General features: G+C 46.0%; 14 protein-coding genes and 1 pseudogene. 14 read left to right on the top strand and 1 reads right to left on the bottom strand.

Features of this window, described 5'->3' with window-relative positions; genetic code table 11:
• Nucleotides 1-20: 20 nt before the first annotated feature.
• From K3F53_RS15035 to K3F53_RS15010, 6 genes and pseudogenes are all read left to right on the top strand, one after another.
• Nucleotides 21-1058 carry an alpha-ketoacid dehydrogenase subunit beta gene (locus K3F53_RS15035; RefSeq protein WP_057897836.1) on the top strand — a complete coding sequence of 346 codons (1038 nt, stop codon included), beginning with the start codon at nucleotides 21-23 and terminating at the stop codon, nucleotides 1056-1058.
• 82 nt (nucleotides 1059-1140) lie between these two features.
• A complete protein-coding gene (locus K3F53_RS15030) occupies nucleotides 1141-2382 on the top strand; it encodes a dihydrolipoamide acetyltransferase family protein (RefSeq protein WP_057897837.1) in 1242 nt (413 codons plus the stop codon).
• A 19-nt stretch (nucleotides 2383-2401) separates the two neighbouring features.
• Nucleotides 2402-3781, top strand: a complete 1380-nt coding sequence (lpdA, locus tag K3F53_RS15025) for a dihydrolipoyl dehydrogenase (RefSeq protein ID WP_057897838.1) — start codon at nucleotides 2402-2404, stop codon at nucleotides 3779-3781.
• 70 nt (nucleotides 3782-3851) lie between these two features.
• The gene (gene lipA / locus K3F53_RS15020; RefSeq protein WP_057897839.1) at nucleotides 3852-4727 is read left to right on the top strand and encodes a lipoyl synthase; all 876 of its coding nucleotides are present in this window, start codon (nucleotides 3852-3854) and stop codon (nucleotides 4725-4727) included.
• 252 nt (nucleotides 4728-4979) lie between these two features.
• Complete coding sequence (locus K3F53_RS15015) at nucleotides 4980-6047, top strand: 2,3-butanediol dehydrogenase (RefSeq protein ID WP_220559088.1); 1068 nt, start codon at nucleotides 4980-4982, stop codon at nucleotides 6045-6047.
• Between the two features lie 466 nt (nucleotides 6048-6513).
• Nucleotides 6514-6600, top strand: a pseudogene (locus K3F53_RS15010) (helix-turn-helix domain-containing protein); the annotation flags it as partial.
• A gap of 126 nt (nucleotides 6601-6726) precedes the next feature.
• Here the strand turns inward: K3F53_RS15010 and K3F53_RS15005 are convergent.
• On the bottom strand, nucleotides 6727-6867 hold the full coding sequence (locus K3F53_RS15005; RefSeq protein ID WP_220559087.1) for a hypothetical protein: 141 nt from the start codon (nucleotides 6865-6867) through the stop codon (nucleotides 6727-6729).
• Nucleotides 6868-7325: 458 nt separating this feature from the next.
• On the opposite strand from K3F53_RS15005, the gene racE reads away from it, so the two are divergent.
• From racE to clpP, 8 genes are all read left to right on the top strand, one after another.
• The gene (racE, locus tag K3F53_RS15000) at nucleotides 7326-8135 is read left to right on the top strand and encodes a glutamate racemase (RefSeq protein WP_057897842.1); all 810 of its coding nucleotides are present in this window, start codon (nucleotides 7326-7328) and stop codon (nucleotides 8133-8135) included.
• Nucleotides 8136-8213: 78 nt separating this feature from the next.
• Nucleotides 8214-9266: a GerMN domain-containing protein gene (locus K3F53_RS14995; protein ID WP_057897843.1), complete on the top strand. Its 1053-nt coding sequence runs from the start codon at nucleotides 8214-8216 to the stop codon at nucleotides 9264-9266.
• A gap of 180 nt (nucleotides 9267-9446) precedes the next feature.
• On the top strand, nucleotides 9447-10211 hold the full coding sequence (rph, locus tag K3F53_RS14990) for a ribonuclease PH (RefSeq protein ID WP_220559086.1): 765 nt from the start codon (nucleotides 9447-9449) through the stop codon (nucleotides 10209-10211).
• A complete protein-coding gene (locus K3F53_RS14985) occupies nucleotides 10204-10821 on the top strand; it encodes an XTP/dITP diphosphatase (RefSeq protein WP_057897845.1) in 618 nt (205 codons plus the stop codon). Before rph ends, K3F53_RS14985 begins: the two co-directional genes overlap by 8 nt.
• Nucleotides 10818-11351 carry a metallophosphoesterase gene (locus tag K3F53_RS14980; protein ID WP_057897846.1) on the top strand — a complete coding sequence of 178 codons (534 nt, stop codon included), beginning with the start codon at nucleotides 10818-10820 and terminating at the stop codon, nucleotides 11349-11351. The genes K3F53_RS14985 and K3F53_RS14980 overlap by 4 nt, the downstream gene beginning before the upstream one ends.
• Nucleotides 11352-11392: 41 nt before the next feature.
• Nucleotides 11393-12454: a tetratricopeptide repeat protein gene (locus K3F53_RS14975; protein ID WP_057897847.1), complete on the top strand. Its 1062-nt coding sequence runs from the start codon at nucleotides 11393-11395 to the stop codon at nucleotides 12452-12454.
• Between the two features lie 145 nt (nucleotides 12455-12599).
• Nucleotides 12600-13886, top strand: coding sequence for a trigger factor (gene tig, locus K3F53_RS14970; RefSeq protein WP_057897848.1), 1287 nt, complete (start codon nucleotides 12600-12602; stop codon nucleotides 13884-13886).
• Between the two features lie 100 nt (nucleotides 13887-13986).
• Nucleotides 13987-14571 carry an ATP-dependent Clp endopeptidase proteolytic subunit ClpP gene (gene clpP / locus K3F53_RS14965; protein WP_057897849.1) on the top strand — a complete coding sequence of 195 codons (585 nt, stop codon included), beginning with the start codon at nucleotides 13987-13989 and terminating at the stop codon, nucleotides 14569-14571.
• Nucleotides 14572-14582 lie beyond the last annotated feature (11 nt).

Here is a 14582-nt window from a genome sequence, read left to right as displayed (position 1 = left end):
TAATTGTAGAGGTGTTAAGAATGACCAGAAAAATGAGTTTCGCAGATGCGATTAATGAAGCGATGAAACTGGCGATGCGTGAAGATGAAAATGTGATTCTTTTAGGGGAAGACGTAGCCGGAGGGGCAAAAATTGATCATTTGGCAGATGATGAAGCATGGGGCGGTGTCTTGGGGGTAACCAAAGGATTGGTGAAGGAATTTGGGCGTGACCGCGTGTTAGATACGCCCATTAGTGAAGCCGGTTTTGTGGGAGCAGCAGTGGCAGCGGCTGCCACGGGATTGAGACCGATTGCAGAATTAATGTTTAACGATTTTATCGGTTCATGTTTGGATCAGGTTATGAATCAGTGTGCAAAATTGCGGTATATGTTTGGCGGCAAGGCGCAAGTGCCCGTAACGATCCGAACCATGCACGGAGCCGGGTTTCGCGCAGCTGCTCAGCATTCACAGAGTTTGTATGCGATGTTTACCCATTTGCCCGGCATTAAAGTGGTTGTGCCGTCCACTCCGGCTGATGCGAAAGGTTTGCTTCTGGCTTCGATCGCTGACAACGATCCGGTCATTTTCTTTGAAGATAAGACATTGTACAACATGAAAGGGGAAGTACCTGAAGGTTATTATACGATCCCGTTTGGGAAAGCGGATGTGAAGCGGCAGGGGACTGACCTTACCATCGTAGCGATCGGGAAACAAGTACACACCGCTCTGACTGCGGCGGAACAGCTTGCGAAAAAAAGGATTCAAGTCGAAGTCATCGATCCACGTACGCTGTCACCGCTGGATGAAGATACTATTCTTTCTTCCGTGGAGAAAACCAATCGCCTCATCGTGATTGACGAAGCGAATCCCCGTTGCAGCATGGCAACCGATATTGCAGCTCTTGTAGCAGATAAAGGATTTGACTCGCTGGATGCACCGATTAAGAGAATAACGGCTCCACATACGCCGGTTCCGTTTGCACCGAATCTTGAGGATCTTTATCTGCCTTCACCGGAAAAAGTGATTCAAGCTGTTTCTGAACTTCTTGGTGATGAGTCTATCGTGGCTGTTTCGTAAGCGTATTCATAGAAGTATTCAAGCAATGGAAAGAGGTGGGTTGAGACCCCACCTCTTATCTGGAAAAAGGAGTGTAAAAGACATGGCAACTGAAATAATTATGCCGAAACTGGGAATGGGGATGAAAGTAGGAACCGTCGTCGAATGGAAAAAAAACATCGGCGATTCCGTCCAAAAAGGGGATATCGTTGTTGTTATCAGTTCCGAGAAAATTGAGATGGAAGTAGAGTCACCGGCAGACGGAGTGGTCCTGGATATGTCGGCTCAAAACGGAGAAGTGGTTCCGGTTGGAGAAGTGATTGGCTATATTGGCGTGGAAGGTGAGAAGGTAGGGAGTGTGGAAACGCCAGAGGCGCTCTTCGTGAAAGGGGGAGAGCAGGTGGCTGCTTCTTCTGAAACCGCTGTCCAAGTGGTTGCCCCGCCTAAGAAAAGCCAAGTGAAAATCTCACCGGTTGCCCGAAAAATGGCGGAAGCCGCCGGATTGGATATAGCGACTCTTGTCGGAACCGGCCCACAGGGACGGATTACGAAAGAAGATGTTGAAAAGGCGATTGAAAGCGCTGCACAAACGTCTTCAACCAAAGACGGGAAACAAGCCGTTTTAACAGGAGAGCAAGAAAAGCCAGAATCTGCTGCAATTGAACGTACTCCTGTCGGTGGTATGCGGAAAGTAATCGCTACACGAATGTTTGAAAGTTTGCAGCAAAGCGCACAACTGACGATCAGCATGAGTGCCGATGTGAGTGACCTGCTTAGACTAAGAAAACAAGTTTTGTCTGATGTTCAGGAACGTTATGAAGTCAAACTGACTGTAACCGATTTTATCGCCCGTGCAGTCGTATTGGCCCTGCTTAAGCATAAACAGATGAATAGTGCTTATATTGAAGACAATATCCACACTTATGGAAATGTTCACCTGGGAATTGCAGTCGCTTTGGAAAAAGGGTTAGTCGTACCTGTGATCCGAAATGCGGAGCGTTGTTCAGTTATTGAATTGTCACAGGCTATGAAATCGTTGAGTCACAAGGCGCGAAATGGTCAATTGAGCGCCGAAGAAATGAAAGGTTCAACATTTACGATCACAAACCTGGGAGCGTACGGCGTAGAACTGTTCACACCTGTGCTCAATCCGCCAGAAGCGGGCATCCTGGGTGTCGGTTCGATTCAGGATACACCTGTTTATATCGGGGACTCACTGGAACGCCGCCGTTTATTGCCGTTAAGCTTGACGTTTGATCATCGTGTGCTTGATGGAGCGCCTGCGGCGGAGTTTCTCGCAACTGTCAAGCGATATCTCGAACAGCCGCACACCATGTTGTTATAGGCGAGGAGGGCGTGAAAAAGTGAGTACAGTAACCATTATCGGAGGCGGACCGGCTGGGTATGTTGCGGCTATCACAGCCGCCCGCCTCGGTAAACAAGTCGTATTGGTCGAAGAAGCCAAACTGGGTGGAACCTGTTTAAATGAAGGATGTATGCCGACCAAGTCATTGCTGGAAAGTGCGGAAACGTATGACCGGATCAAACACGCGAGTCGTTTTGGAATCGATTTGCCGCTGGATCAGGTGCACCTGAATTGGAAAAGCGTTCAACAGTATAAAAATAACGTGGTCAAAAAGCTGGTGCTCGGAATCGGGTACTTGATGAAGAAGAATAAGGTGCGTGTGGTAAAAGGAAAAGCTTCTTTTTTGACAGATCACCTCATCCGGGTTCATACAGAAGATGGTATCGAGGAAATTACAGCAGATCAATTCATTATAGCGACAGGAGCCGAGCCGATCGCATTGCCTTTTGCTCCGTTTGACGGGGAGTGGGTGATCCATAACGGGCATGCGATTGCACTGCCGGAAGTTCCTTCTTCATTGCTGATTGTTGGCGGCGGTGTGATCGGTTGTGAGTTTGCGAGCGTTTACAGCCGGATGGGCAGTAAGGTGACCATTGTGGAAATGGCAGACCAGATTCTCCCCGGAGAAGATTCGGATATTGCGGCGATTTTGCATCAACAATTAGCAAAAGACGGAGTTCTCATTCATACATCGACAAGTGTGCAGGAGATCGACCGCAATGAACGATCGGTCACACTGGCAATGAATGGAGAAATTACGAAAATTACAGCCGATTATGTACTGGTGTCTATTGGACGTAAACCGCGTGTGGAAGGATTGGGACTGGATCAGATCGGAGTGCTCTATACAAAACAGGGAATTCAAGTCAATGAGCACATGCAGACAAGCATTCCCCACATTTACGCATGCGGCGATGTTGTCGGCGGTATCCAGTTGGCTCATTTTGCTTTTCATGAAGGGGAAGTGGCTGCCGAGAATGCATGCGGCAAGCAAAAGAAGGTAAACCCCCGCGTCGTCCCGCGATGCATTTACACCTGGCCGGAAATCGGCAGTGTGGGATTGACAGAGAAAAAGGCCAGAGAGATATACGGGGATATTCGGATCGGAGAATTTCCTTTCGCCGCAAATGGGAAAGCGTTAATTCTAGGTGAACAAACCGGAAAGGTGAAAGTGATCGTTCATCCGGAATTTAATGAGATCATCGGTTTTTCGATTGTTGGGCCGCGTGCGACAGAGCTGATCGGACAGGGGGCCATGATGTTGCACTCCGAAATGACTGTAGATACAATGGAAGGTTTTATTGCAGCGCATCCGACACTGTCTGAAGCGTTACAAGAAGCGGTCTTGAGTGCAACGGGTCTCGCCGTGCATCTATAACAGCGGATTGATTTTTACTTTTATTATGAAAAAGTCGTCCAAGATTTAGCAACAATTTGGAGTGAGATAAATGTCAACTCGCAAACCGGAATGGTTGAAAGTCCGCTTGAAAGCAAGCGAGAATTATCACGACCTGAAGAAGATGATGCGCAGTAAAGTCTTGCACACCGTATGTGAAGAAGCCCAGTGTCCAAATATCTACGAATGCTGGAGCCAGCGTACAGCCACCTTTATGATTCTGGGCGATATTTGTACACGGGCGTGCCGATTCTGTGCCGTAAAAACGGGCCAACCGACAGAATTGGATTGGCAGGAGCCTGAACGGGTAGCAGAATCGGTTGAATATATGGGTCTGAAGCATGCGGTTGTCACTTCTGTAGCCCGCGATGATCTTCATGACGGCGGGGCAGCGATCTTTGCCGCCACCATACGGGCCATCAGAGACAGGAATCCGTTTTGCAGTGTGGAGGTATTAATTCCTGACTTTATGGGAAATTGGGATGCTCTCCGTACCGTCATGAACGCTGATCCTGACGTGTTGAATCATAATATTGAGACGGTCCGCCGGTTATCGGACCGCATCCGATCCAAAGCCAAATTTGACCGTTCACTCGACCTGCTTCGACGTGCTAAGGAAATGAAGTCCCATATTCCGACCAAGTCAAGCATTATGGTTGGGGTAGGAGAAACGTGGGATGAAATTTTGGAAGCAATGGATGAGTTAAGAGCGGTTCGCTGTGATATCATCACTATCGGTCAGTACTTGCAGCCGACCAAACGGCACGTAAAGATTAAAAAATATTATCATCCAGATGAGTTCAGGGCGTTGAAGGAAGAGGGGATAAAACGAGGTTTTAAACATGTTGAATCAGGTCCTCTGGTAAGAAGCTCTTATCACGCTCGAGAGCATATCCAGGGTGTGACAGCAACATCTCTTCAAAATTAGCATCTCATTCTCTAAGATATGATTTCTTGATGAAATATGGAGACGGCACGCAAAACTCAATCATAAGATCGTGCTGTCTCTCCGGATACAATATCCGGAATATCTAGATAAATGAATATTTCCGATTTATTTCCAATCCGCCAACCATCCTGTGTCTCTTTAACCCACATGGATGATAGGGTGCTTTTACTCTTTCTCAGACTGGAATGAGAAATTAGTTTCCACAATTGAAAAATGTAATGAGGTGAAAACATGAAAGCAGCACGATGGTACGGAGTTAAAGATGTCCGTGTAGAGGAAATTCCCGAGCAACAAGTAAAGCCGGGTATGGTAAAAATAAGAGTGGAATGGTGCGGGATCTGCGGTACCGACTTGCATGAATATTTAGCAGGTCCCATTTTCCTTCCTTCAAAAGAACCTCATCCTTTAACGAATGAAAAAGTACCTCTTGTGCTTGGACATGAATTTGCAGGTGAAATTGTAGAGATTGGTGAAAGCGTTACCAAATTTAAAGTAGGTGACCGGGTTGCAGTAGAGCCGATTCTTAATTGTGGGGAGTGCGGTGCCTGTAGATCGGGAATTTACAATCTTTGTGAAAAGCTCGGATTTCATGGTCTGGCCGGAGGCGGCGGTGGCTTCTCTGAATACACGGTGGTCAAAGAAAACATGGTTCATAAATTACCGGATCAAATGAGTTATGAACAAGGGGCTATGGTAGAACCTGCCGCGGTTGCGGTACATGCGATAAGACAAAGCAAACTTCAAGTTGGTGACAAAGTTGCGGTGTTTGGTGCAGGACCAATCGGTCTGTTAACGATTCAAGCCGCGAAAGCTGCAGGTGCAAGTCAAATTATTGCTGTCGAACTTTCAGAAGAACGCAGAGAATTCGCCCAAAAAGTCGGTGCGGACATTGTCTTGGATCCGAAAAGTGTGGATGTAGTAAAAGAAATTCAAACCCTTACAAATGGAGGGGTTGACGTAAGTTTTGAGGTTGCCGGTGTGGAAAGGGTTTTAAATCAAGCGATTGAGAGCGCAAAATTTGACGGACAAATTATTATTGTCAGTGTTTGGGAAAAAGCAGCAACCATCCTTCCAAACAGCCTTGTCTTAAAAGAGCGTGAAATGAAAGGGATACTTGGCTATCGAGATATCTTTCCGGAAGTGATCCAACTGATCGCGAACGGCAGCATCAAAGCGGAAGAACTGATTACGAAAAAAATTAACATTGATCACATTATCGAAGAAGGGTTTGAAACGTTGGTGAAAGAGAAAAGCCATGTGAAAATCTTGGTAAGTCCAAGAGCTTTCTATTTAACATGATAATGGGAGTAAAAAATATGAGTAATATTACATTTATGGGTAATCCGTTGACATTACAAGGCAATCAAGGGTTACGCCTCCTATGGGGAAAAGGGTCCAAATGGTGGGTGAAAAAACCGATAATGAACAGTGCAGTGTTGTACCTCAGTGCTTTTCACAAGCCAATTCGTTCTTCATTGCAGTAGATATTAATAAAGCACTCCCCATCCGGTGGGAGTGCTTATTATTTTGTACACGATGAATTAGTACATGACATTGCCGGACTTTAAACGAGGCTTGGTGTATCACTTCAAGAAAGAGATGAAGCAAAGGGGGGATGACCTTTAAACCTGAACCGATTCCACTTTCCGACACCTACAGGAACGAATTGCTGAACAGATTGGAACCAAGGATGGCTAAGATATTTAAAAACTCATTAGTGTTGGTTCAAACCGACAACCCGTCCCAAAGTTTGCAAAAGGTATGCATTAGAAACGTTATGCAGAAACTAAATGTGAAAGGTCGTTCTCAAGCAGTTGTTGAACTTGTCCGTTTGGGTGAATTAAAAATTTAATATCACCTGAAACGGGAAACCCGCCTCGTATGAGGGGGGTTCTTTATTTTTGAAAAAAGCTCGCAGGCGTGGTTCGGTCGTTTCTTCTACAAGCGTTGCGGGCACGCACAGTGAGCTTCTCATTATTTATGCACGCCATTTTCCGATGATAAGCGTCATCGTTAACGGAAGCCATCCGTATTTTTCATATAGGCTTCTCTCATTTGCTGCAGCGTCCTGCGGAGGATACGGGAAACCTGTTTTGATGTGATCGTTCAATTCTGGCATACGAAATCCTCCTGTAGAATTACGCAAGCATTATATACTAGTCGACGCCTCAAATTTAGAAAATACGCTGAATTTTTCTGGGCCTCTTTTTTTCCTACCATTTTTTCATCAATCGCTTTCCGCATCTATTTTACCATAGTTTTGCACGCATACGCGTACTTTTAGACTGTTGACAACTTCTGTAATTCATATAATGCGACGCGGGCAGAGCGCCATGATCAAACATGAAGTTTTCCCATATACTATTTTAAGAAGTTGGCACAACGGTTCATGCAGTACAATGAATATGCAGGGGAGTGAAAACCCCCTTGACCATTTGCTGACAAAGGCGTATCGTAAAACAGGTTAACGCATGTATAAGCTCTGCTTGGACATATATGAAATTCGTAGCTTGTATTTATTTGGCGAAGTCGTCAAGATAGAAGAGAATGACGAAAAGAAGGAAGCGACAAGAAAAAATGAAACGAGGAATAGGAATTATTGATTCAGGAGTCGGCGGGTTGACCGTCGCCAAAGAAGTATTGCGCCAGTTGCCGAGGGAGGCGATCTACTACTTCGGTGACACGGCGCGCTGTCCGTACGGCCCTAGACCGGCGGAAGAAGTGCGTGCTTTTTCCTTGCAAATGATTGAATTCTTGCTTGAACAGGATATCAAAGCGCTCATGATCGGATGCAATACCGCTGCTGCGGTTGTTCTTCAGGAGGTAAGCGAATGGCTGGATATTCCGGTTATTGGCGTAATTGAGCCGGGAGCCAGAACAGCGATTAAAGAAACGAAGACTGGACAGGTTGCTGTTATTGGTACGGAGGGGACGATTCGCAGCGGCGCTTACGAAAAAACATTAAAAAAGCTGAACCCGCAAATTCATGTTGAAAGCTTAGCGTGTCCCGCGCTTGTCCCTCTAGTAGAAAGCGGAAGCTTTTATGATAGAAAAAGTTTGGAAATCGTACGCGAGACGTTGCGGCCGCTTCAAGATAAAGTATTTGATGCGCTTATCTTAGGGTGCACGCATTATCCGCTTATTGCCCATTTTATTCAAGAAACGGTTGGGCCGGGTGTAACGTTGATCAGTTCGGCAGAAGAGGCAGCGCGGGAATTGAGCGCTGTACTGTCCCACCGGAAGATGCTTGCGAATGGTGGGGACATAGTGAATCCTAAACATCGTTTTTTTACGAGCGGAAATCCGGAATTATTTATGTCTATCGCCGAGGAATGGCTTAATATTCGTGTTCAAGCTCGTCAGGTAAGATTGGGGGAACGAAAATAAAATTCGGACAAAGTATGTATAAAACCCGAACAGGCTCGTATACATAGTAGTACAAAACGAGCCTGAGGAGGGGAATTTATGGCACGAAAGTTACCATTGCTAAGTGCCTTTCTTGGTGTTCTATTCATTATTAGTGCTTGCGGTCTGTTTGGACCGAAGGATATGCCAAGCAATGGACAAATCGATCCGCCGCAACTTCATCCACAGTCAACCGCTGGCGGTGAAAAAATGGACGCGCCTTCAACAAAGCAAAAGAAGACAGCGGACAATCCGGTCAGTATGCACAAAGTATATGTTATTGATGCGGAAGGATTTGTCGTTCCTTGGCCGATGGAGCTGCCAAAAACTGAAGGTATGGTAAAGCAAATTTTAAGTTACATGGTACAGGGCGGAGAAGGGGAAAAAGCGCTGCCACCGGGATTCAGGGCTGTATTGCCGAAAGGTACAAAAATATTGGGTGCAAACATTAAAGACGGGGTTGCTACGGTTGACTTCTCGCCAGAATTTAAAAAGTATAAGCCGGAAGATGAGGAGAAAATTCTCGATGCGATTACATGGGCGCTGACCGAGTTTGATACGGTAAAAGAAGTGAATATTTGGATTAATGGACATCCGCTGGAAGTAATGCCAGTAAAAGGTACGCCGGTAACGCATTTAAGTAGGAAGAATGGGATTAATCTGGAACTGGCCGATACAATTAAGCCGGGCCAGACGATGCCAGTAACGCTCTATTTCCAGAATCAGCTGTCTAACGATCTTACGTATTTCGTGCCGGTGACACGCATGATTCCAAAAACGGAAAACAAAGGCCTGGCAGTTGTTCAACAGTTAATCCAAGGCACGAAGATCAACTCGCCATTATTCTCGCCGCTTTTGCCTACTATGAACGTAAAAAGCGTAAAACAGCAGAAAGATGTTATTGTCGTTAATTTTGACAACAAAATTCTTTCCTATAATCAAGGACAAGCGAATCCTGACGTGTTGGAAGCGGTCGTGCTATCGTTGACCGAAAACTTGGATGCGAAAAAAGTACAAATCATGGTGGATGGCAAAAATACTGTAAAGGCGGGCAATGTAGACTATACGAAGCCGGTGACCCGTTCCATGCTAACTAACAGCAAGGCATATTGATTCGAGAGAAAAGCGGGGGCAACCCCCGCTTTTTATGTAAACTGCTTGCTTATTCTTTAATAGCAAGGCTTGGAGTTCGTACGTTATGTGTATATAGTTTAACATGACACTACGTTCAGTACATGTTATTTTGTGGGTTGTGCTATAATAAGCCAGAAACGAGAATTGGGAGGGAATGGCATGAGAATCGACGGACGGGAATACAATCAGATTCGACCGGTTACTATTACGATGGATTATATAAAGCATGCTGAAGGCTCGGTATTAATTGAGATGGGAGATACTAAAGTAATATGCACAGCTACTGTGGAAGAGAAAGTACCGCCATTTATGCGCGGCCAGGGATGCGGCTGGGTAACGGCCGAATATTCCATGCTACCGCGGGCGACGGAAACACGCAACGCGCGGGAATCCAGTCGCGGCAAGATAAGCGGAAGAACGCAGGAGATCCAGCGTTTAATCGGGCGTGCGCTTCGCTCGGTCGTAGACCTGGAAGCGCTGGGCGAAAGAACGATCTGGCTTGACTGCGACGTGATTCAGGCGGATGGTGGCACACGTACTGCGTCAATTACTGGGGCATACGTAGCAATGGTATCCGCTATGGACAAACTTGTCGAAAAACAACTGATTCCTAAATTGCCGGTAACCGACTTTCTTGCTGCGGTTAGCGTGGGAATCGTAGAGGAAAAAGTCCATCTCGATTTATGCTATGTGGAAGATTCTCAGGCTAAAGTGGACATGAACATCGTGATGACGGGGAAAGGGAAGTATGTAGAAGTCCAAGGAACGGGTGAAGAATCCCCATTTAGCCCGGAAGAGCTCCAGGAGCTTTTGGCTTACGGTAAGAAAGGGGTTACTGACTTAATCGCCGTACAGAAGGAAGTGTTAGGTGAATTGGGCAACCGAATCGGCGGAAGGGATGAGGAGACGGTTGAGAATGCCTAAACAGACTTTTCCATGGAAAAAGATTGTGCTAGCAACGAAGAATAAGGGGAAAATCGGCGAGTTTAGCCGAATGTTTGCAGTGTTTGACGTAGAGGTGCTCACGGTTGCTGATTTTCCCGATATGCCGGATGTAGTGGAAGATGGGGAAACATTTGAAGCCAACGCACGAAAGAAAGCGGAGACAATTGCGCAAGTGACAGGTCTTCCTGCATTGGCGGATGATTCCGGGCTTGAAGTGGATGCGCTGGACGGGAAGCCGGGCGTGTATTCAGCCAGGTTTGCCGGACCGGATGCGACAGATGAAGAGAATAATGCTAAACTCGTTTCACTTTTGCGCGATATCCCTGAAGACAAGCGGTGTGCGCGCTTTGTATCCGTGCTGGCGCTGGCTGTGCCGCAGGGGGAAACATTGCTTGTGAGGGGAACATGTGAAGGACGTATTGTTCTTGCACCGAAGGGGGAAAATGGATTCGGGTACGATCCGCACTTCTTTTTGCCTGAAAAACAGCGGACGATGGCGGAACTCTCTCCGGAAGAGAAAAACCGCATCAGCCATCGCGGCCAAGCTTTAGGTAAATTGGAGGCGGTGCTCAAGGAGCGCTTTGTATGAGGCTTATTGTGATCAGCGATACGCATGGGAGCCTGAAGCATATTCCGGATATATTGGCGCGTCATCCGCATGATGTCGCGTTTCATTGCGGGGACTTTTGCTACCCACGGGAGAAAGCGCCGGAACTTACATATGTCCGGGGCAATTGTGACAGCGATATGGAAGTCCCTGAGGAAAACGTTATCCGAATTGGCCCACTGCTGATTTTTCAGACGCACGGACATTTATATGGCGTAAAGCAAACTCCGATGCGCTTGCGATATAAAGCAATAGAAACGGGAGCAAACCTTGTGCTGTTTGGCCATACACACGAAATTACCGCCATTGAAGACGACGGGATTTTATACGTTAATCCGGGTAGCCTGCTTTTGCCTCGTTCTTATACGCTTCCTACGTACGCGGTGCTGGATGTGGAAGAGGCAGAAAAGGATAAAGTAAAGATTACGGTTTCTTTTTATTCAATGGGAGGGCGCAAACAGCCGGGATTGAGCCGTGATTTTTTGCTGCCCAGAGCCAATGACCGAGAATAAACGGAGGGTGATTCAGAAGGCTTCGAAGAGGTGAGCATTTAATGTCGCAAGGACGTAGAAAAGACAAGGTGATTTTGTTTCCAGGTCTTGTGGAAAGAAAAATTGAGCAGGCGAGGGAAGCCCTTGAGCGCGGACAGCATGATGAAGCGCTTGAATACGCCCAGTCGATTCTTCGATTTGATCCGTATCATTCTGAAGCTTTGCAGACAAGCGCTGAGATATTGATGCGAATCGGACAATACGATGAAGCGCTTCAGTATGCGGAGAGAATGTGGAAACAGAAGCGTGGAGACACGATTCATGCATTTCGTATTTATCTTGCTATCCTTTTAAAAATGGAGGATTTTGCAGGTGTTAGGGAATTATTGGAATCTGCAACAGAGATGAAGGAGCTTGCGCCTTTTCTAAGTGAGATCGAGGCGTTGCACAAGATGCTTCAGGCTGAAAAGACGAATGAAGAAGAGATGACTGACAGGGAATATTTTACACGAAGAACGGTTCTGCGGAAGACAGAAGTAAATCCAGAGTATATATCTCGACTTTATGAAAAGCTGGAAGATGGCACTTTTGAAGAACAGTTAGGAGCAATTGAACAGTTAAAGCACATTTCTTCTCCGGAAATCGTAGCAGCTTTAAAAGAATATTTAATGCTTGTATATCCGGATCCCATTTTAAAAACGTTCGCGTTACGGGCGTTGAAACAGATGGGAGAAACCGGCCCAGTTTTCCTCTACAAATTCGGGGAAAAGTTTGATGTTCTTATTGAGGAAGTGCCGCTATGTGATGAAGAGCTGCCAGCGGAGGAACGACAGGTGCTTACATGTTTGTTTCGTATCGCGCATCATCAGGCGCCTTCTTTTCTATCATTTGCTTTCCAACTTTGGCTTGAATATTTGTTCACGGTCTATCCGTTGCATCCGCAGGTCGATTCGCCGCAAGAATGGGCCGCGGCGCTTCATTATAGTGTGGCCAGACTTTTGGCTACGGCACAGAACGAACAGGAAGTTGCCGAATTGTATAATGTTCCCTCTTTTACTATCAGGCAGCGTTATCAGGTATTAGCGGAAGTGTTGAACTTGGATTCACGTTGTTTGGATAGATGACAAAAACGAGCGAATAGAAAGTTGAAAAGAGATTTGATTATGATATAATGAAGTGGTTATAATGGCAGATGTAGTAACATACATAGTGTGTATTTTCGCAATAGCACTTGTATTGGTTATAGATTTTTAGGAGGGGAAAGTTTAAATGAAGGCAACTTGGGAAAAGTTAGAGAATAACCAGGGCGTGCTCACTGTCGAAGTGGAAGAAGCCCGTGTAGACAAAGCGATCGACCAAGCATTTGTGAAAGTCGTGAAAAAAGTAAATGTTCCCGGATTCCGTAAAGGTAAAGTGCCTCGCAAGATTTTTGAAGCGCGTTTCGGGGTAGAGTCTTTATATCAAGACGCTCTTGATATTATTCTTCCTGAAGCATATACCGAAGCGGTGCAGGAAACGGGTATCGAGCCAGTTGACCGTCCGGAAGTGGATATACAGCAAATTGCCAAAGGCCAGCCTTTGATTTTCAAAGCGACCGTAACGGTTAAGCCGGAGGTAAAACTGGGTGAATACAAAGGTCTAACAGTAGAAGAAAAAGACTTCTCTGTGACCGATGAAATGGTAGAAGAGGAACTTAAGAACATGCAGAACCGCAGCGCCGAGCTTGTTGTTCTGGAAGATGATGCAACGATTGAAAAAGGCGACTATGCCATTATCGACTTTAAAGGTTTCGTGGATGGCGAAGCGTTCGAGGGTGGTGAAGCTGATAACTATCAGCTTGAAATCGGTTCTGGAACCTTCATCCCTGGATTTGAAGACCAGGTTATCGGCATGAAAAAAGGCGAAGAAAAAGATATCAACGTCACGTTCCCGGAAGAATACCATGCAAAAGAATTAGCCGGTAAGCCTGCCGTATTCAAAGTGAAAGTAAACGAAATCAAGCGCAAGAACCTGCCTGAGCTTGATGATGAATTCGCAAAAGACGTGAGCGAATTTGATACGTTGGAAGAATTGAAAGCCGATATCAAGAATAAACTTGAAGAAAAAGCAAAAATTGACGCCGAAAACTACAAAAAAGAAGCTCTGATTGAAAAAGCGACAGAAAATGCGGAAATCGATCTGCCGGAAGTGATGGTAGAGCATGAAGTGAATCACATGGTGAATGACTTTGCGCAACGCCTTCAATTCCAAGGCATGAACCTGGATCTGTACTATCAATTTACAGGTCTTGACGAAGAAAAGCTCCGCGAACAGTTTCAGCCGGATGCTGAAAAGCGCGTGCGCACGACATTAGTGCTTGAAGCGATTGGAAAGGCTGAGAACGTGGAAGTAACGGATGAAGACGTGAATAAAGAACTGGAAGAGCTGTCCGAGCAATACAATCGTCCGGTTGAAGAGCTGCGCAAAATCTTTGAAGCACGTGACAACTTGGAAAGCCTCAAAAACGATATCCGCATACGCAAAACCATCGATCTGCTTGTCGAGAGCAGCAAATGATGTCATAATATAACAACAACCAGAAACAAGGCACGAATTTTCGTGCCTTGTTTTTCAAAACCATAATACATAATGAGTGTTGAAGGGAGGATTGCTCGCTATGAGTGTTATACCTTATGTTGTGGAAAGTACAAACAGGGGAGAACGTGCGTATGATATTTATTCCCGCTTATTGAAAGACCGCATTGTTATGCTTGGCTCTGAAATTGATGACCAGGTGGCGAATGCGGTGGTGGCGCAGCTTTTATTTTTAGCTGCTGAGGATCCGGACAAGGACATACACTTATACATAAATTCTCCCGGAGGCTCGATTACAGCGGGTATGGCGATTTACGATACCATGCAATATATTAAACCGGATGTATCAACCATTTGCATCGGCCTGGCTGCTAGCATGGGTTCGTTCCTGTTGATGGCCGGGGCTAAGGGTAAGCGGTTCGCGCTGCCGCACAGCGAAGTTATGATTCACCAGCCGCTCGGCGGAATCCGCGGGCAGGCAGCGGACATTAAAATCCATGCGGACTGGATTTTAAAGACGAAAGAAAAGATAAATAAAATTTATGCGCAGCGAACAGGCCAGCCGCTTGAAAAAATCGAGCGCGACACGGACCGCGATTTTTTTATGTCTGCCCTTGAAGCGAAGGAATACGGGTTAATTGACGAAGTCATCACTCGTAGGGATTAAAAGTAAGGGGT

Origin of the sequence: Aneurinibacillus thermoaerophilus, assembly GCF_019603355.1 — a bacterium.
Lineage (GTDB): Bacteria > Bacillota > Bacilli > Aneurinibacillales > Aneurinibacillaceae > Aneurinibacillus > Aneurinibacillus thermoaerophilus.
This window is presented reverse-complemented; position numbering and strand designations above follow the sequence as displayed.

What these genes read in the sequence shown, in the direction of transcription:
- K3F53_RS15035 (WP_057897836.1), top strand. Translation starts at nt 21, where the DNA reads ATGACCAGAAAAATGAGTTTCGCAGATGCGATTAATGAAGCGATGAAA.
- K3F53_RS15030 (WP_057897837.1), top strand. Translation starts at nt 1,141, where the DNA reads ATGGCAACTGAAATAATTATGCCGAAACTGGGAATGGGGATGAAAGTA.
- lipA (WP_057897839.1), top strand. Translation starts at nt 3,852, where the DNA reads ATGTCAACTCGCAAACCGGAATGGTTGAAAGTCCGCTTGAAAGCAAGC.
- K3F53_RS15015 (WP_220559088.1), top strand. Translation starts at nt 4,980, where the DNA reads ATGAAAGCAGCACGATGGTACGGAGTTAAAGATGTCCGTGTAGAGGAA.
- K3F53_RS15005 (WP_220559087.1), bottom strand. Translation starts at nt 6,867, where the DNA reads ATGCCAGAATTGAACGATCACATCAAAACAGGTTTCCCGTATCCTCCG.
- racE (WP_057897842.1), top strand. Translation starts at nt 7,326, where the DNA reads ATGAAACGAGGAATAGGAATTATTGATTCAGGAGTCGGCGGGTTGACC.
- K3F53_RS14995 (WP_057897843.1), top strand. Translation starts at nt 8,214, where the DNA reads ATGGCACGAAAGTTACCATTGCTAAGTGCCTTTCTTGGTGTTCTATTC.
- rph (WP_220559086.1), top strand. Translation starts at nt 9,447, where the DNA reads ATGAGAATCGACGGACGGGAATACAATCAGATTCGACCGGTTACTATT.
- K3F53_RS14985 (WP_057897845.1), top strand. Translation starts at nt 10,204, where the DNA reads ATGCCTAAACAGACTTTTCCATGGAAAAAGATTGTGCTAGCAACGAAG.
- K3F53_RS14980 (WP_057897846.1), top strand. Translation starts at nt 10,818, where the DNA reads ATGAGGCTTATTGTGATCAGCGATACGCATGGGAGCCTGAAGCATATT.
- K3F53_RS14975 (WP_057897847.1), top strand. Translation starts at nt 11,393, where the DNA reads ATGTCGCAAGGACGTAGAAAAGACAAGGTGATTTTGTTTCCAGGTCTT.
- tig (WP_057897848.1), top strand. Translation starts at nt 12,600, where the DNA reads ATGAAGGCAACTTGGGAAAAGTTAGAGAATAACCAGGGCGTGCTCACT.
- clpP (WP_057897849.1), top strand. Translation starts at nt 13,987, where the DNA reads ATGAGTGTTATACCTTATGTTGTGGAAAGTACAAACAGGGGAGAACGT.